Origin of the sequence: Butyricimonas muris (assembly GCF_046365375.1) — a bacterium.
In the GTDB taxonomy this organism is placed as follows: Bacteria; Bacteroidota; Bacteroidia; order Bacteroidales; family Marinifilaceae; genus Butyricimonas; species Butyricimonas muris.
In genome coordinates this window covers 405566-425223 of record NZ_JBKEIT010000003.1, presented here as the reverse complement: position 1 = coordinate 425223, position 19658 = coordinate 405566, and the positions used below count along the sequence as shown (strand labels likewise).

General features: G+C 43.8%; 13 protein-coding genes. All 13 read right to left on the bottom strand.

Features of this window, described 5'->3' with window-relative positions:
- Positions 1-61: 61 nt before the first annotated feature.
- Genes ACK8P8_RS07255 through ACK8P8_RS07195 form a run of 13 tightly spaced genes read right to left on the bottom strand, consistent with a single transcriptional unit; the run spans position 62 to position 19031 of the window.
- Positions 62-1105, bottom strand: coding sequence for an Omp28-related outer membrane protein (locus ACK8P8_RS07255; protein WP_410025687.1), 1044 nt, complete (start codon positions 1103-1105; stop codon positions 62-64).
- Positions 1106-1127: 22 nt separating this feature from the next.
- Positions 1128-2177, bottom strand: a complete 1050-nt coding sequence (locus ACK8P8_RS07250) for an Omp28-related outer membrane protein (protein ID WP_410025686.1) — start codon at positions 2175-2177, stop codon at positions 1128-1130.
- A gap of 2 nt (positions 2178-2179) precedes the next feature.
- Entirely contained in the window at positions 2180-3769 is a 1590-nt protein-coding gene (locus ACK8P8_RS07245; RefSeq protein ID WP_410025685.1) for a DUF6029 family protein, read from the bottom strand.
- A gap of 16 nt (positions 3770-3785) precedes the next feature.
- On the bottom strand, positions 3786-4310 hold the full coding sequence (locus ACK8P8_RS07240; protein ID WP_410025684.1) for a TlpA family protein disulfide reductase: 525 nt from the start codon (positions 4308-4310) through the stop codon (positions 3786-3788).
- 13 nt (positions 4311-4323) lie between these two features.
- Positions 4324-5109 carry a DUF1573 domain-containing protein gene (locus tag ACK8P8_RS07235; protein WP_410025683.1) on the bottom strand — a complete coding sequence of 262 codons (786 nt, stop codon included), beginning with the start codon at positions 5107-5109 and terminating at the stop codon, positions 4324-4326.
- Between the two features lie 52 nt (positions 5110-5161).
- Positions 5162-6649, bottom strand: coding sequence for a BACON domain-containing protein (locus ACK8P8_RS07230; RefSeq protein WP_410025682.1), 1488 nt, complete (start codon positions 6647-6649; stop codon positions 5162-5164).
- 19 nt (positions 6650-6668) lie between these two features.
- On the bottom strand, positions 6669-8531 hold the full coding sequence (locus ACK8P8_RS07225) for a BACON domain-containing protein (protein WP_410025681.1): 1863 nt from the start codon (positions 8529-8531) through the stop codon (positions 6669-6671).
- 40 nt (positions 8532-8571) lie between these two features.
- On the bottom strand, positions 8572-10692 hold the full coding sequence (locus ACK8P8_RS07220) for a BACON domain-containing protein (RefSeq protein ID WP_410025680.1): 2121 nt from the start codon (positions 10690-10692) through the stop codon (positions 8572-8574).
- Between the two features lie 2 nt (positions 10693-10694).
- Complete coding sequence (locus ACK8P8_RS07215; RefSeq protein ID WP_410025678.1) at positions 10695-12014, bottom strand: BACON domain-containing protein; 1320 nt, start codon at positions 12012-12014, stop codon at positions 10695-10697.
- Positions 12015-12055: 41 nt separating this feature from the next.
- On the bottom strand, positions 12056-13714 hold the full coding sequence (locus ACK8P8_RS07210) for a leucine-rich repeat domain-containing protein (protein ID WP_410025677.1): 1659 nt from the start codon (positions 13712-13714) through the stop codon (positions 12056-12058).
- 16 nt (positions 13715-13730) lie between these two features.
- Positions 13731-14561: a hypothetical protein gene (locus ACK8P8_RS07205; RefSeq protein ID WP_410025676.1), complete on the bottom strand. Its 831-nt coding sequence runs from the start codon at positions 14559-14561 to the stop codon at positions 13731-13733.
- A 17-nt stretch (positions 14562-14578) separates the two neighbouring features.
- On the bottom strand, positions 14579-16093 hold the full coding sequence (locus ACK8P8_RS07200; RefSeq protein ID WP_410025675.1) for a RagB/SusD family nutrient uptake outer membrane protein: 1515 nt from the start codon (positions 16091-16093) through the stop codon (positions 14579-14581).
- A gap of 13 nt (positions 16094-16106) precedes the next feature.
- Complete coding sequence (locus ACK8P8_RS07195) at positions 16107-19031, bottom strand: SusC/RagA family TonB-linked outer membrane protein (protein WP_410025674.1); 2925 nt, start codon at positions 19029-19031, stop codon at positions 16107-16109.
- Positions 19032-19658: the final 627 nt, after the last annotated feature.

Sequence of the window (19658 nt, the reverse complement as noted above, 5' to 3'; positions counted from 1 at the left end):
TTTATAAACCTTATAAACTTCTGCCTACTAGCGCAAAGGCATTTGTGCGGTTGCTCCGGTATTATTCTATTTCCTGAAAATCCACACTCTTTCCCAGTTTCACCCTCGTACAATTCAACACGGTCCCGTCACTTTTCATGATATAAGCGACCACGTCCACCTCATCGCGTACCAACAGCGGAGAGATATCATACGTGTAGGATTTCGTGAGCAATTTAGCCGCCTTCAATTCACCTTCTTCCAAAGGATCTCCCATCACGTCCGTCAAATAACGCCGCACCACATCATCATGAATATAAGTTTTATCCCAAGAAAGGTCATCCTGTAATTGCTCGTAATTCAAACTATTTTCAACAAGCACCACAGCCACCCGACAAGACTTGTCATATATACGCATCGTCTTCACATTCATATCAATATATGCTTTATCGCCTTCAATCCGAGTCGCTAATGCCACCCCGATATCCGTTTTGTCCGGTAAGAAAGATTGCATATCCTCGAACCCCTTGGCTTCACTCCACCATCTCACGCCATTCAACACGACAACCGGATAAGTCAAATAACAATTAAATTTCTTCATCAAGGGTTCCGCGTACGGCTTTAATTGCATCGGATCATCCCCTTCCATAGGACCGTGGAAGGAAATTTTAATCAATCTTCCCGGGGCTTTTTCCCGTGCCGCGTTGATACTGTAAATCATCCGGGGACAATTCATACAATAGGTACTTGTAAAATGAAAAAGCAACAAATTCGCCTGATAATATTCCTCCTCAACCGAGGCTATTTTTATCTCTTGAGAAACTTCTCCCTGATATTCTGCCGTGAATACGAATTCACCCAATTTTGTAGTTCCGAATTCATTCCCGTCAAGAAATTTTTCCGATGTCCGTTCAAATATCCGGCTTTTATCGGTTACATCCTTCCCGTCGTATTTCACCGTAAATACCGCCTTGTCGTCCCCGGATTTATAAATCGTATCCTTATCCACGCTGAATACCAATCCTTTTTCACCCGGTTCCGGTCCATCACTTTCACTTCCTCCGCCACAGGCATTCACTAGCACAATCAGAGCGAACGCTAATAAACATAAAACACTTTTTTTCATTTTTATTTCTTTTAAAATTAAACTATTCTACTTCATTCCATGGATTTCTATTCGCGTCATAAGCCTGCATCAGATAATCCCGCTCATTTCCAAGTTTCACCCCTTGGCAATTCACCGCCTCTTTTTCGTTTCCCCGGTAGCGCACTAGGTAAGCGATAACCGTCATCTCGTCCTTCTTGTAATCCGAAGAAATCTCCTTTTCATAAGTTTTCTCCCATTCCTCGTTCCCGGCAAGACTCGCGAGCTTGTCTCCTTTTAAATCCGAGAGGCAATACCGGAAAACATTATCATGCCGTGTAGTCGTGTACATACAATTATCTTCGGTCACCAACACGACCAAACGATAATCACCTTCCAACGGAACCAGAGTTTTAACCTTGACCTCCACTTTAACCTTATTCTCTTCCAGAGAAGTAAACAAAGCAATTCCTTGCTCACCTTTCACGGTCAACCGCTCTTTCACCACGTCTTTCATGTTATGGGCATTAATCTGATCGATATAGTCATAATAGGCAGGAGCAAAATGTCCTTTACTTCCCAATTCATCCCACAAGAAATTCAAGGCATTCAGGGATTCTGTCGTGGCAAACGGATTGGTCACACCCAAGTTTCCATGATAGCAAACGATAAATGTTTTTTCCGGGAATGAAGAATAAACAGAGTTCAATAACGTTTTTTTGGCAGGACAATTAGGACAATCCACGCTCGTGAACATCTGGAAAAGTATATTCTTCCGGAATAGCGTTTCCCCGCCCACTTGCACGGTCACGTTATTTGATTTCTTTCCTTCATAGTTGGCTTGAAAAAGATAGGAACCGACTTTTGTGGTAGAGAAGACATTCCCTTTCAAAGAGCCTGCTTCCGCGTTCACGGCGATAACGCTGGATGCCGAGACATCCTCGCCATTATAAAACACAGAAAAAGTAGCGTGATCTTTCCCGTCCGCCAATAATACCTCTTTATCGGTTTTCAGAACCAACTCATCCATCTCCTTTTCATCATTGCTGCTGCTACATGCGACCGACAGGATACACACGCCCAAAGAAATAATAATACTATACCATTTTTTCATAACTAAAAAGATGTTGTTAATGACAAGTTAAAGCCCGTGTAGGCAGGAACAAACCGGCACACTCCACCGGAACAATTGTAGCCGGCACGATTACGCCCGTAATTCAATGCTACCCGCGTACGGGATACCACGTAACTGACTCCCGCGGAATAATAATGCAAATCCGTGTCCCCGTAGTTATACATATCCGAAGCAAAGACACTCCACCGGGGAGCCATATTATATTCCAACAATCCAGCCATCCACTCTTTCTGATCCTGTTCCGTCCACAAATGTTGTAACTCCAAACGGAAAGAGTTCTTTACATTCAACTTATAAGTCACGTCCAACACGACAAGATTGGATTTCCACTCTGCAGGCTTATGTCCGGTTATCAGAGGATTAAAAGATTGCATGGCGTACATCAGAATACACTTGAAACTCGGGCTTAAAGTTTTTGTGATATCCACGCTCAAATCCCGGAATAGCAATTCGTCCCCGAAATCCAACACTTCAAATCCATCCCCGTCTTTCTTGGCTTTCAAATCATAATACGTGGAGAAATTCAATGCTATTTTCATACCTCTTCTTCCTCCCAATTTCGAATCCCGGGGAAAATTATAGTAAAAATCCACCTGTCCCCCGATCTCACCATTTCCTTGCGTGGCATAGGGATTCAGATTGGCAAGGGAGTACGTGTATTGTCTTGTCAGCGACGGCAGATAGTTAACCCCCTCGCCGATACCAATCGCATCGCGGGAAGAACGGAATTCCATGAATTCCAATCGTCTCCCGGATAAAAGTACTCCCAGGTTATTGCCAGAATACCCGATCTCCACCAATCCGGCACTTCCTTTCCTGTTTTTCCAATCATTGTAAGAAGCGGCATCCCCCGTCTTTTTCACCAACTCGCCTTTCAACGTGAAACCGTTATATTCCCATCCCAATCGAAAAGAATAACCGTCCACGCTGGCATCCACGTCTTCCGAAGTCCCCGTATAACGTTCATACCTGCTTAGGAAACTTCCCTCCAACGTCAGAAACGATTGTTGCAAGTCAAATAAAGAAGAAAGATTCAAACTTAAATCCATTCCCCGGACTTGACTTTCCGCCCGATCCATATATTTGCGGGGATGCCCGTATATTCCCTTCAAGGTTACAAGATCCCCATAATGATACACCAACCGGACTCCTTCAATCGAGGTATTCAATCCCAAAGCACGATCCTCGTAAGCCCGGAACAACAATCCGCTGCCGAATTGTTCGTAAAAATCACCCACCCGGACGTTCAATCCCCGATCTTCAAACATCGCGTACTTGAATACGATTTTCCCGTCTTTCAATTCTCCGGGCATTCCCTGCAAAACCGGCAAGTACGCCTCGTACATCAATCCCGCGGCAAACTTCCCGAGCCTATAATCAAATTTCAAATAATTGTTCGACCCGAAACGGTCATCCGGGGCTTCCGCCTTGATTTTACTATCCGGGAGATAATAAATTGTATTCGTCTCGAAACTCCCCGACAGAGAACCTTCACGAGAAACCTGTTGGGCAACAACCGTATTTATTCCCAACACAAACAAAAGCACACCAAAATAACAATATTTTTTCATTCGTCTATTTTTTAGCTTATTCAACGGTCTTCTGCTTTTGTTCGTCGGCAACCTTCAACGCCTTCAATTTTTCATACACCTCCAACTCGCTCCCCGGCGTGTACCCGGTATGCGTGTATATGATTTTTCCCTCCCGGTTCACGATAAACAAAGTGGGTATTGAATTAACATCCATCGCCCGTTTCAAATTCTGGTTTTTATCCAAAATTACCATAAAAGGCCATCCTCTTCCTGCCGCCATCATCTTGGCCCGTGCAGAGGCACGGCTGTCATCCGTGGACACGGCAACCACCTTAAAATCAAATTCCTTTTTCCAACTCTCGTATGTCTCGGTCAAGGCATCCAACTCCTGGATACAGGGCTTACATGTCGTTGACCAAAAAGTAAGCACCACCGGAAGTGAATCGTTCATCACCTCCCGGATATCCATTCGTTCGCCTTTTAAAGTCTCCACCTCGGCTTTGGGTAAATCTTTTCCGGAGATCACTGTAAACGCCATACAAGCGATTCCCCATAATATAAATATTATTCTCTTTCTCATCCTTTTTATTTCATTATTGTTTGCACACTACATTTGCTCGTATTTTCAAAATTGTATTCGGTTGACTGAAGTCGTTACTTGTCACCCGTATAGTTTTCAATTGTTTGCCTTGACGTCCCGCCGTGTGAAAAACGACCCTCAATCTCGTGGAATCGCCCGCTCTCACTACTCGGGATTCCGGCATTACCGCAGTACAACCGCAAGTTGTCTCTACCCGACGTATAATCAAATCACGTTTCCCCCGGTTTTTCAATTTAAAAAAATGAACTGCCTTCTGTTCCTGTTGCACATCTCCAAAATCAAACTCCGTCATATCCCACGAAATTTTCGGTGCCATGCTCTTCTCTTCCGGTGTCATTCTCGTGAAATCCTCCATGATCTCGGCGGTAATCAAAAAAGGCTGTTGACACTCGCCTCTCGCCCGATCCGGAATAAACACCATCCGTTGTACACAGCTTCCGTACTTTTCACAATTCCCGGATACAAGACGTACATACACTTTCACCGTGTCTCCCGGCTCTATATACCTTTTGGTCTGAATGACACGAATCCAGTCCTCCGAAAAACGAAATTCCGGCTCCATGGTTTTCGTGGTAGGATTATACAAAATCAATGTATCCGTCTTCTCTTCTCCGAGTATCATTTCCCCAAAAGAAAAGTGGTCTTTGTCAAACCTGACCCCGCTAATCTCGTGAGGGAAGGTGCTCACTCCTCCCTTTTTCGAGAGGAATGAGCATGATACCGGCATCCATAACGACACCACACTAATTAATAGTATTGAGGAATACTTTAACTTCATAACAAAACAAGTTGTTCGGGGATTTCCTTCGGGATATCCCCGAACAACTTAATTAAGGACGAGTTGTCATTACACTTATCTTTTGGTTCAAATTATCGCTTGTGGCTGTCATACCTTTACGATGAACATTATACTCAAAAGGATACATAATAGGTCCTCCTAATTGTGTATATGTAATTGTAATTACATCACCATCAACCATATAGGAAAGCTGACCATTATCACCATCTTTTGATATTTCCCACTCTACATTAGCATCCACAGTAACCACAAATGTTTCCCCGCTATTTCCAAACGTGAACACATGCTCTGTTTCACTCAGCCTGATATACGGCTCCACGACCTCTTTAGCTTGTTTAACATGAATTTCTTTCACGATCAACTCACGCCCGTCAGCATCCGTTCCCTTCACGATAACATCGCCTTCTCTTGCCTCTCCCTCATTTTTATCCAAGCTGATCGTCATCGTATTCTTATCCAAAGAAGGATGAATCCATTCCGCATCTTCGGCAGATACAACTACATTCACGATATGCGAGGATAAATTTTTCACGTAACGATAATATTTATATTCCTCGGATGTAGCTTCTATATCTACATTGGAAGCCCCTGACGTCCCGGGATCCGTTGACAAATCCATCGTGATAGCTGAATATGGTTCTTGTTCCACGAGAATCGTTTTTCTGAATCCGGTTTCCTCGTTCACCAACAACAAGAGAACATAGCGTTGCGGATCATCGTTCTGCTCTGCAACTACAATAATTTCATTTTCTAATTGACTACAAGTCAACCAAGGAGCACTTGTCATATAGCCTTCATCCAATGTCCAGCTCATATCCCCATCCAAGGCAATCGTAACTGTTTTTCCTCCTTTTCCGTCAAATGAAATCCGCTCGGTAATTTCAGCAACCACAGACTCCTGCGTCAACTTGATCTCTTTCACGACCTTCTGGTCCTTGGCATTCTTAATAACTACCGTTGCTTCACGCGTAATACCCCAAAAATTCGGTTCGATATTCAACGTGATATCCGAACGACTCGCATCATACCCTTGAGATACCTTCACCCACTCCGTCATTTCATACGTGTAACTCACGTTTGCCTCCACGGTAATCTTCATCGCTCCTCCTTCCGGTTTAATCAGGTAAGAGTCTTCACCCAACACCTTCAGCACCACGTCTTCTTTCTTTTGAGAAACCTGCAATACTTGATCCGCCAAGCCTTCCGACTTCACCGTGATCTTTCCGCTACGCTCCCCGTCAGTCGTGTTTTTCGAGGCCGTTACCTTCACGGCGGCATTACCGTTTCCGGAAGTTTTATCCACCTTGAACCAATCGCCCTCTTGGGTTAACGTCCATGCACCATTGGCAAAAATAGCCAACGCATAATCACCTTCCTCGTTGGCAAATACATGAGAAGTCTCTGCCAAACTCAATGCCGATTCAATTTTGATTTCATCATCATCATCGTCACATGCCGTGAAAATGAACATTGAACTTACAAGCATACACAAACCAGTAAATAATAATCCTTTTTTCATAAAATTCATTTTTAGTTTGTTATTTACAATTAATCCAGCCGTAGCCGTCCTTTTGCATACAAATATTCGTTTTACCAGCCCAAGCATAATCATTTCCGAAACGTTTATCTTCAAGAATAGTGTAATCCAATTTTGCATCCACTCCCCCCAGCATGTTCTGGCTCACGTCCAATACAGTAATCTTCGAATCAACCAATTCTTTCGGGAGATCGCCGGTCAGCAAGTTGTCACCCAAAATTAATTCATACAATTTCGGGGCTTTAAAGGCAGCCTTCGGGAACACATCCTTAATACGGCTCTTGCTCAAAATACAACTTTTCAGTAGCGGGGCATCAAAAATCTCGGGAGGAATAGTTCCCTCTATATCACAATTCCGAATAGTCAGGTAAGTCAATTTCTGCATCTTACCCAAGAAGGAGGGGATTTGAGTCAGTTTTCCCGTCTCTACACGCAAATAACTCACGTTCGTCTCACTTAACTCTTCCGGCAACTCGCTGATATCCGTCGATTCAAAAGAAACCCAATTCAAGCTTTTAATTTTACACAGCACTTTCGACATCTCCACTCCCTGCATAATCGTATTCCCTCCAACACTCTGGAAGGTGCCCATGAAAACCACTTTTTCCAAATTCACACATTGGACTATTTCAGAAGGTAACTTCAAAGCTTTATCCCCTATACAAGTAAACTCGACAAGATGAACCAATTTCCCGATCTCCGCGGGCAACATCAAATTCGAGTATGTACAGGAAGCAAATGTCAATGTCTGCAACTCGTCGAGATCTCCTATTTCCGCCGGAACTTGGTCAAATGTCCAATTTCCGAAATGTAAACCGCCAACGGGTAATTCGGGATGATCATAATTTAACTTCACGCCCTCCCACTCTGTCAAAGGCTTGGAAAAATCCCAACTAGTAGAACCATGAGAAACAACATGATTATAAATACTGATGAGAGTCAGACTATCCCGTTCCCGAAGAGTCGGTTTATTCTGTATCACCTCGAGAACCGCCTTTTTGTCTCCGCAATGTATAATCACCCGACATTGATGAACAGCATCCGTTTCATTCGGCTTAAAAGTAAACAGTAATTCGGATTCACCTTTCCCCCCGGACACAGGCACATCCACGATCCAATCCGGTTGATTTTCGCCTTCAAATTCCAAGGTCCAATCTCCGCTTGTGTTCAACATCACCGAACTCGTTCTTTTCTGGCTTCCGACTGCCAATATTTCAGAACTCAGGCTAATCTTCGCCTCCCATGCCTTCTGGATAACGGTAATCGTTTCCTCCTTCGTTCCCACTTTCGCCGTCAGCATCCCCCGGCGTTCTTCGCCGGGATTATCTTCAACATTTATCATAAATTGGGTCGAATTCAAAGCATAGCCCGCGGAAAGCGTAATCCATTCCGTCTTGGAAGTCAATTCGACCTCCGCGTTACTATGTATCACCACGGCTCTTTCACCGACATTATAATCCACCGTAATTTCCTTTTCCGGTATCACCATATCCGGTTCGGAACCGAATTGAGTCACGTTCAATTCCTGACTTTTTGTCCCGGCTTGTACGGTTATTTTCGAAACTCTCTTTTCCGTCCCGAAATTTTCCGTCGCGGAAAAATTCACCGAATGTTCTCCCCCGACACCCGTACTCTCCCCGTCAACTTTAAACCACACGCCTTCGTCTTTCCCGATACACCATCCCCGGTTCGTGGAAATAGTCATGGCTGTCTCTCCCCCCTCTTTTTGAAAAACAATCTCCTCCGGGTTGACGCTCAATTCCGATTCGGGCAAAACCGTCTCTACACTGTCACTATCGTCGCATCCCAGCAGCAAACTCGCTAAAGCAAGGAATGCATATTTCGCAATCACATTCTTTCTCATATTTCATTCTTTTGAGTCATTCATATTTCAGAAAGTAAAATTATTCTTGCGAAGAACAATTCTCAAAACCATAAGTATTCTGCTGGGGACAGATAAATGTCTCCGGGTTCCAGTGTTTCGGACTCCACATCTTAGACGACTTCACGGCTTCCGGTATTTTCCCGCTCAACCGATTCCCCATCAAGAACAAATTCGTGTAAGTTCCCCGTGAAGAAGAAGCCCCCACATCATTCCCGAATACAGCGTAACTATCAGGTATCGTACCCGTGAAATTATTATCGCTGAAATCTACTGAATATAACTTCTTCAAATCCGGCAAGTTCACGGGTAATTCTCCGGATAAATGGTTATCACCTATAACCAGCGTTTCCAGATTCTGGCACTGTAGCAAACTCTTCGGAAACGTCCCGCCAATCTTTGACGACTGGCACGTGAAATCACGTAATTCAGACAAAGTTTCAAACCGGTCCGTTATAGCGTTATCGTTAAAATTCATCCTGAAAAATGAAATTTTCTCCAGATAGGGCATATCAAAAATGAAATCGAAGAAATCTCCTTCCCACAAACGGATATCACTGATTTCCAACTCGCGCATATGCGTCAATTTACGGAACGCCTCAACCGGGAATTCATTCATTTCAGGTTGAATACCACAAGTAAACTTCTCTAATATCGCTAGATTTTTAATGCTTTCCGGGATCGTTCGAAGACGATTCACACTAATATCCAACTCTTTCAACAGAATACATTTTTCAAAAATAACAGCAGGAATTTCTTCGATACCCGTCTTCGTCAGAGAAGGAGAATTATCCGCTTCCTCCTCCAGATTCGTTGAAAGGTTCAATATTTCCAGATTCGTCAATCGGGACATCTCTTCCGGTAAAGGACCATACAAGTAATTTTTTGAAAGGTTCAATTCTTTCAATTCCGTCAAGTTCCCGATAGATGCCGTAAGCTCATGCGTCACCAATCCTGCTGCTATAATCAAACCTGTCATACGTTGTTCCCCGTTAGGCATGGTCGTGAATCGGACATTACTCCAACTTGTCACCGGTTGTCCCATGGCCCAACCGACCTGCAAACCCACTTTTTCGTTAGAATTATAGCGCACCAGATCCATCAGCACCAAACTGTCCGAAGCTACCGGATTATTCGGTAATTGGATCACTTTTACAATTTGCTCTTTGTTTTCTCCCCCTGAAACATACTTGATTTTCAAATCAAATTGACGGGAAGTATGTTTGTCATTCTTTTGCACGTCAGCCAACAAATGACTGCGAACCCCCAATGCATACGTTCCGGTATTGCCGGGAATATTCCTCGTGCGCCACTCGCTCACCCAATCGGGGTTTCCAACAACTTCATACTCCCAAGAGATGTTGGTACGTGCCTGAATCTCCATCACGTTATAATGCGAACCCAAGTACACCGTATCGCAGAACAAGCGTACAAAATCCACGCACGGGGATTGTTCTATCGTGACCGTTCGGGTGTAATCCCCCATTTTCTGGGCAATTGTGAACGACGTTTCCCGTTTCGCACCCTCGTTATCCGCTACCAAAAAATCATACAGTCTCTCGTAATCTTCCACGGAACTATACCCGCCGGCATCCGCTTCCCGGTACTGGAACCAGTTCTTGGACATAAAAGTCACGTTATAATCCACGTTCGACAGAATATGCAGTCTATATTGATTCTGTTCGAAATCAACAACGACCCGATTGGCATCTTCTCCGTCCGGAATCTCGACACCGTTCACATAAACAATCGTCTGAATACTTTCTCCCAATTGCACGACATCAAATGTCAATTTACGGGTTCCCCCCTTCAGTATCACCTGGCAACGTCTTTCTTCCGTCGAAGTATTGGCAGTCACCGACACCACGATATCTTCGTTCTCATTTCCCGAAATCTTTGACAAAGTACACCAGTTTGCCGTGGTTACGGCTGTCCAACTCAGATTGGCAGAAAGACTCATGGTAACAGTCCCCGTTTCTTGAGTGAATAAAAATTCCGTGAGGTCCTTCACCTCAAAAACCTCATTCACAGGTCCTACAGGTTCATCAGTCTTATTATCACTATCAGAACAACCGAACGGCAGTATCGTTATTAAAATGACACTTAATAAAATACTCCATCCTTTAAAATTCATTTTTCTCATAATCATTTCGTTATAATATTAGTTCCGTTAAGACGGACAGCCCCGCCGTTATTCTGGGCTGTCGTCAATAATTCAACAGGTAAAACCCCGGATAAACCACTGTTTTTAGCTAAATCCAGTATCGTTATATTCGTCCATACCGCCCATTCTTCAGGAACTTCGCCGGTGAAATTATTCGAAGCCAATTCTAAACGGGATATTTGCGGAATATTCGACCACACCGCGGGTAAAGTACCGGACATCTCGTTGTTGGATACAACGAAAAAGTGTAATCCCGATAAATTTCCATATTCCAACGGTAAAGGACCAATCAACTTATTCCTTTCAAAATCAACTTCATACAAATTTCGCAAAACGCACCATTTTTTAGGTAATTCTCCGGTAAGATTCCCGTTACTACTCTCGAAGCCATTAGAAATTCTTAGTATTTTCAACAATTTACAACGCGCGAATCCCTCGGGTAACACTCCCCCGATAAATGTCGCGGAAGCTGTAAATTCTTCCAAGTGGGACAAGTACTTCACGTCTTCCGGGATATAACCGTCCTTACCGATATTCCCTCTCAACGCCACTTTTACCACACGTCCGTCCCGCATCATATCGGAATCCCAATTTTCGAGCGGTCCCACTTTCCAATTCTTCAAATACCCGGCTGCTTTCATCTGGTCACCCCCGATAGCATCGTAAAGCTTCAACAAAGCCAGACTATCCTGCTTCCGGCTATCCGGCAATGCGGCCTCTTGGGTAAATTCAAACAAACAATTCTCACTGCCTGCGGATTCAAAAGATATGGTTCCCATCCGGTCTGCAAGTATTTTGTTTTCCGAGAAACGCAAACGAACCAAATGAGTCCCCGCTTCTCCACCGGAAGGCTCGACAGATAACCAATTCCCGGATACCTTAGCCGTCCAAGGCTTCTTCGCGTGAACAATCACGGCATAATTATCGTTCAAATCATAAACCGAAACTTTGTATTCCGACAACGATAAGTCCCCGGTCTGCCCTTTTTGCAGAATATCAACCTCTTTCACACAATTGCCGGCTACTAGCTTCAACACGGTCATACGCGGGTTAAAGTCATCATTCTCCGAGACAATTACTGAAAATTGTCCGGTCTCCTTATGGTCTTGTACAAAGCACCACGCGGCATCGGAAGTAACCGCCCAATCCGTTGAGCTTTGAATCAAGATACCTTGTTCCCCTCCTTCGCTCTCGTAATTCAACATGGAAGCCGAAAGCTCAATCGAGTCTACTTTCTCGTCATCATCGTCACACGATAAGATACAAACGAGCAATACCCATATTCCAATCCATTTTTTCATAATCACATATGTTTATTCTTGCAACTTATTTATCGAAATATTCAATAAATCCCAGGACCATCCTCTTGTTCACATTTCGGGGGAGAAGGCACGTTCTTCACCCCGGGACACCCGTCATATTTCACGAACAACCCATCGGGTCCCATACCTAATTCCCCTGTAAGATTACCTTCCGCATCGACTCCTTCCGTAAGACATGTACAATAACGATCTATCATCACTTGAGGCAACGTCCAATCGAGTGATTCATTATTCATCAAGTAAAGGCATCTCAGCATCTTGCAATCCGTAATTGTTTCAGGCAAAGACTCCAATTTATTGTCACTGAAATCCGCGAAGAACAAGTTCTTCAATCCCGACATGGAAGGAATCGTCCGCAATTCATTACCGGACAGGAACAAATCTGACAACAAAGGCAGATTCATCATATTATCCGGGATGACAGTCAATTTATTTCTCGATACATTCAAATTCGTCATTGACTGCCCGTTCCATCCGGAAGGTAACGAACCGATTTGATTATCGGTCGCGTACAGAGCTTGCAATCCACCCGGGAGCATTTCAGCGGTAATAGCCGTCAACCGGTTATTACTTAAATCCAAATGTACCAAATTGGGTAAAAAGCTTGCCAGATTCCCGACTGTCGTGATCTGATTATCCCGCACGTCCAAACTTTCCAAATTCTTGTAATTAGCCAATTCACTCCCTAAAGACGTCAATTTGCAATTTACCAGCTCCAAATCCCTCAGGTTAGAAACAGATGTTAACACGGGCAAAGCCTCGATCGGATTGTTACTTAAATCCAAGGTTGACAACCGTAACATAGCAAACAACTCCGCAGGTACTTTTTTCAATTTATTGCCCGCTAATTTTACTCCGTAAACCGTTCTCAAATCCTTGAAAAAAGCAGGAATTTCCTCTATATCATTCCCAGACAGGTCTATATCCTGCAAAGCATCCATCAACTCCATCTCTTGCGGAAGCACTTTTATACGCAATCCGGTACTACCCCACCCGGGAATAACTTCAAGCCCATCATTTCTATCCGTTTCCTGAAAAGTACTTAATCTCAATTCGGTGATTCTTCCCAAAGCTTCTTTATAATACACGTATTTCCACGTGCTGGGAGCCTTGGTCAAATCTATCGGCCAAGCGGAAGGATCATTCCCGAAGTTGGCTTTCATCAAGGCGGCCAAAGCCAAACTGTCGCGAGTCACGGAATATATTCCCTGATTTTTGACTTTATAGCTTTTCTCCACGAACCCGTTCTCCTCGATGACGAAACTGTTGTCGGAAGCCGGAACAAACTCCATCGCTTTCCCACCCCAATAATCAAATAAAACCAATTTTGACAGCGTATAAGCTCCCTCGTTCAAACTCATCGTATCGGACACTAGGGTTCCATCACCCGCCAAACGCAAACGATGTCCCTTTTCTACCACTTCCTGACCTCTGGATACCAGATAGATATCCAGCGAATCCAATGAATTCCAGTACACACCGGCATACGTTCCGCTCCCGGTATCTTCCTCCGCGCTATACCCTTGAACAACTTTTTCCGTCAAGACAAGCGCAAAGTCACCTTTCTTCCCTCCCCCGGGTAGCAGCTCCGGTTCATCATTCGGATCATCATCATCCGAACATGCCTGCAAAACACATAAACAACTTAAACTCAATAAAAAATATAAAATCTTCTTCATATGAAACCTCCCGATTTTATTCTACCTTTTTAATTATCTCCGTCACCGGCATATATTCCACCCCATCACCTTCCTGATGAGGGCTAAGCACCAGTTTCATGATTTTCGTACAGGTGTTCCATGTTCCGGTTCCGCGCGCCCACATACGAATCAGTTCAGAGGAACCGTTCTTGCCTATTGCCAATAATTGATCGTCCATCACCACGGTGTATGCCCCGGTAATATCCTGAACAATTTTTATAGTCAAATCGACACCCGGTGCATAAGGCTGGAGTAATAACAATTCATTAGAACCCTGTCCCCGCACGACCTCAAACGTAATCTTCTCCCCGGAAGCAACCACCGAGGAACTCTCGATTTCATAGGTTCCCGGCATCTCATCCATCTTAAATTCACAAACACGTGCCAGATACAACGTGAACACATTATTAAAATTGGCAATCTCTCCTACAGATGCGGAAACCAAGGCGAAATTGACAAACATATCTTCCTCGGAACTCAAATAATCCGGGATACCGATAACTTTAAACGAACCTATCCGTTCCCCGGCAGGAATAACAACCGTATTGGAAGGAAGTTTATAATGCTTGTTTTCCACGGCTTCCCCATCCGCTCCCGTTAAAGTAATCCCGATAATATATTCTCTCTCGACAGAACTCACAATAGGAGAAGAAACAGTGATCTCGATCTCGTTTTTTTCCTTATCATCCACGACAGAAAAAAGCGCATTCGTTTCGTTGAACGCCACGAAATCCGTCGGATCACTATACAAGTACTCTTTTTCCTCACAAGCCGTTACCGTAAACAGTAAAGCCAAGAGCCATCCGAATTTTCTTACTATGCACATATTGAAATGTTTAATTATTAATAATTACTTTCGTTTCCTTTCATCAACGGGTTCACGTCCATCTCGTGTTTCGGGATCGGCCAAGTGAATCTCGGATCATCAGACTTAACTTCTATCGCGTTAAAGGGAGCGTTCGTGTAAGGTTGAGGTTTACGCAAAAATCCCATCTTCCAACGTTTGAGATCCGCCAGACGGAAACCTTCCAGACACAACTCTTTCGCCCGTTCTTTTTTCACCTCATCCAGAATCTGGGCTTTGGAATAAGTCTTCTCGTTCCAACCCTCAATTCTACACATCTTCAACGCATTCAAAAACTTGTTTGCCATATTTAAATCACCGTCGGGCATAGAAGCCTGAGCCTCCGCTACAATCAACACCAATTCGGACATCCGGAACAATTTAGGCATAGACTGGTAAGCCGGATTAGTAGAGGATTTATCCAGTAAACTACTGTGACCGTCTTTATAACAAACTTCCCATTCCAACCCGTGAGTATATCCCAAACGCTGACGCTCGAAAATACCGTACCGATAGTCATTCGTCGGATCATCAAACATTTGCAGAAAAGCTCTTGACGGAATAAATTCCGGTTGCAAAGAAGTACCGAAACTCTTTCTGAAATAAGCACCGACACTCCCCTGCAGGTCATCGGGAGTCATACCCAATAGCATGATGACTTCTGCTCCCAGCCCGTCTCCGATAGTCATATACTCGTATTCTTCCCGGCTTTGTGCCAGTGTTAACCCGTTCTGCTCGCAGGCCTCGTAAGCGGTGTACGCTTCGGTTGAAGCCAATGCATAATTCTGTTGGTACAACGCCAACCGAGCCCTCAATGCATGGATAGCCTGTGTCCCTACCAACAAATTCCTTACATTCTGGACATCCGTAATATTTACCGTACGCACCACCCGGTTAGCGGCAGAATCCAGATCGCTATACATGAAATCGTAAGTCTCCTTCAATGTATTTCTCGGCAGGTTCCGCTCGTGGTTCAAGGTCTTCACGATAGGCATCCCCAACTGCTCGTCGGCACGAGCGGGATCGTACGCCTCGCAATAATATTTTACCAGTTCGGAATAACAAAACGCCCGAATAAAAAACAAATCCCCCAACATCATCTCCATCGAGGCAATCTCATCTTCCGTGGAATTGTTCTTGATCGCGGGATAATTATCAAAAATCCGGTTCAAACGCCCGATAGTCACCCACATGGCATCATAAATCGAATTCGCGTCCGGGTCATTGGCATTAAATTGCCAGTTATAAATCCCCGACAACATTCCCGCCGAGGCTACCACGGACTGGAACAAATCACACTGGATATCGCCGTAAATACGACTTCCCTCGGTAAATCCGCCGGGAGCCTTCATGGATGAATACACTCCAAGATAATGGAATGAAAAATCATCGGCAGTCTTAAAGGATTCCTCCTGCGGGAGCGAATCGTAAGGATACTTCTCCAGAAAATCTTTACAGGAAACGATTCCCGTGCACAAACACCACCCGATAAAATATAGTAAAACTTTTTTCATATCCTTCTTTTACTTAAAATGTTACATCTAAACCAAACATAAACTGCTTTGTCATCGGATACTCCCCTATCGACAAGTTCGCCGGGGACTCCGGGTCAAAACCGGACCACTTCGTGAACGTCAATAAATTCTGCGCTTGAGCGAATACCCTCAAACTCTGGATCACTTTTGTATGCTTTAACAGGGAAGGAGAAAAATTGTATGACAGGCTCAAATTCTTCAAACGCATGAAGGAAGCATCTTCCACCAAATGGTCGTCCATCTCTGTCACCACGCCATACCGGGGTACTTCCGTGATCTGACCCGGCTTTTGCCAGACATCCATCATTTTCGTCGACTGGTTGTAAGTAGGATAACGACCGTTTGACTCGGTAAAGTACCGGGTATTATTCATCATATACCGCCCCGCTATCCACGTGAAAAATACCGACAACTGTATCCCCTTGTAAGAAAAACTGTTCGTGAAACCTCCGTACCACGGTGCCATGGAGGTTTTTCCCAAAAGCACCTCGTCTTCCGTGCTGTATTTATTCGTCAACTTTCCGTCCTTATCATACCATAGCGCATCGCCGTTCGACGGGTTTACCCCGGCGTAACGTACGGCTTGAAGCGTACCCATCCCCTCACCGACTTTCAATATAGTTCCGGAGTTCCCGACCACGTATGAATCCTGTCCCCCGTACAATTCCAAAATCTTGTTCTGGTTATATGACACGTTACCGGAAAAATTCCAAGCGAAATCATGTAATTTTAACACTTGGGCATCCAACTGCACATCAATACCTTGATTGCGCATTTTCCCGATATTATCCAACCAAGATGCAAATCCGTTGGTGATAGAAATCGGTACACTCATCAACATATCCGTTGTAATCTTATGGTAATAATCCACGTCTAGGTTAAGACGGTTCCACAAACCGATTTTTATACCGACATTCATATCCCGTAACTTCTCCCATGTCAACGATTCATTTCCCAAACCGGTAGGAACCCATGCCGGAGTCCCGACATAAGAAGCACCACCAACGATAAGAGCCATATGGTCATAATTACCGATAGAAGAGTTTCCCGAGGTTCCAATACTTGCCAACAACTGCAAATTGGAAAGAGCCCCGAACTTTTCCATGAACGGTTCGTCGATAATACGCCACATCAAACCTGCCGAACAGAATGTCGCGTAACGATTATCCTTACCGAAACGGGAAGAACCGTCCGTTCGCAAACTCAAATCCAAAAAATACTTGTTCTTCAAAGAATAGGAAACCTGACCAAAGAAAGACAAGAAAGAGTATTCCGTCTTGGAACCATCCGCCTGTACCGGTGTGATCGCGGAACTCAACATGGTCAAGCGGTCGTCGCTTAACCCGTTTGCCCCGGCAATCATCTGTTCCGTCTGGCTCTGTATCGCTTCCTGTCCCAACAATATATTGAAATGGTGATCCTCCTTCAAGTCGAACATATAGTTCACCGTGTTCGTCATCGTCAACGTGTAGTTCCGTTGATAACGTCCGCTCACGGAACCTTCCCCGTTATTGTAAGGATACGAGGGTTTGCTCACGGAAACATCATGATTCACCCCCCCGTCCAATCCTAGCATAGTCTTCACGGTAAGGCCTTTCCACGGGGTTAACTCCAAGAATAATGATCCTACCGCTTTGGTTCGTTCCAAATCCATGACAAATGCCTCATAAGCCTCCAGCGGGTTTATCGCGTCCCCTTTCCATGAACCGTCACCCACGCTGGCGATAGAGCCATCCTCTTTATAAGGACTCACGTAAGGCAACATGAACAAAGCCGCGTTGGCCGGATTAAAGATTGAATTTTGTAACGTGCTCGTCTGGGCATTTTTCTCGTGTCCCAAAGTCAAGTTTCCCCCGGCTTTCATCCACGGTTTTACCCTCCCTTCCCAATTCAAACGGAAATTATAACGCGTGAAATCGGCCAAAGGAGCAATACCTTCTTGTGTCATATAATTAGCCGACAAATAATAAGCAATATTTTGCGATCCTCCGCTAATGGATAAATCATAACTACTCGTCGGTGCGTTGTCATTGTAAATCACTTTTTTCCAATCGACATCGATTCCCTCGTAATCGGAACGTTCATAAGCCAGATCATTAGCATGCATACCAACCAGTTCCTCGTAATCCAAACGCTCTTTCGTGTTCATCATATCGCTCTTTCCGCTAGCGATAGCCGACCATCCCATTTGCATTCGGAAATTCACCCGGGCTTCAGTGCCATACTTACCCCGTTTCGTGGTAATCAAGATAACACCATTCGCGGCACGTGCACCGTAAATAGCCGTTGATGCAGCATCTTTCAAAACCGTTACCGATTCAATATCAGCGGTATTCAAAGCCTGAAAATCACCAGCCCCGACCACAACACCATCCATTATATAAAGAGGTGCCGTACCCGCACTGATCGAATTTATACCCCGTATCGCCACACTCGCGGAAGAACCCGGGGCTCCGGAAGAAGACATGACTAACATACCGGGAGTTTGTCCCTGCAAAGCCTGATCAAAATTAGGCACAGGAAGCAATTCCAGCTGTTTGGCATCTACAACGGAAACCGGTCCGGTCAATGTCCCTTTTCTACGAGTTAAATACCCGGTAACAATAACATCATCTATTTGCTTTGATTCTTCCACCAGAATAACATTCAGTTCTTTTTGGTTACTAATCACGATCTTTTGCGTCAAATAACCGATAAAAGAAAAAACCAAAGTATCCCCTTTCGCTACTTTTATTGAAAATCTCCCATCTAAATCTGTAGCGACACCACTACTCGTGGTTTTATTTAGCACAGTCGCTCCCGGAAGAGAAGCCTTATCACTTTGAGCGGTAACCACTCCTTTTATCACTCTCGTTTGTGCTTGTATAGCAGATGTCAACAAACACAAACAGGAAAAGACAAACAATACTTTTTTCATAAAATCATTTTAATATTAAGCCCTGTAAATCCCTTTATTTTTTTACTGGAGACACATTCGGTCTTTTATTCACTTTATTTTAAAAATTATAGAGTCCGCCACCAAAAACTCAAGCGTACGGACTTGGCACCAATACCCACAATTTCACGAAAACGTTCCCGTGAAATTTTAGTAGATTACGATAACCTTCTTGGTTTCTCTTGTTTTTAATCATACAACCGTCATTTACTTAAATTAATGAACTACAAATTTTAATTAGTATATATTCAGTAATATTCTGTCTCTACCTAAAAGACAGAATAAGTCTAAATAAAAATCACAAACAACTGATTATAAGCAAAATACAAGCAACAACAAATACCTTATTTTAATAATGACAAACAAATGATAAACAACAGTTTCGATATAGGATATTAATGTTGATTCAAAGCATATATCTTAACATACTATTTAATTGATTATAAATACATTAATTCAATGTTTAAATAAACATGCCTCAAACGAACAATAGTAAAACAATTGCTAAACATCTTGTTCAAATCACAATATCAACTTAAATTCAGCCATATAGCATAATATTCGAAATTACGCATAATCCTCACTTTCAATTATTAAGCAGATTTAGAT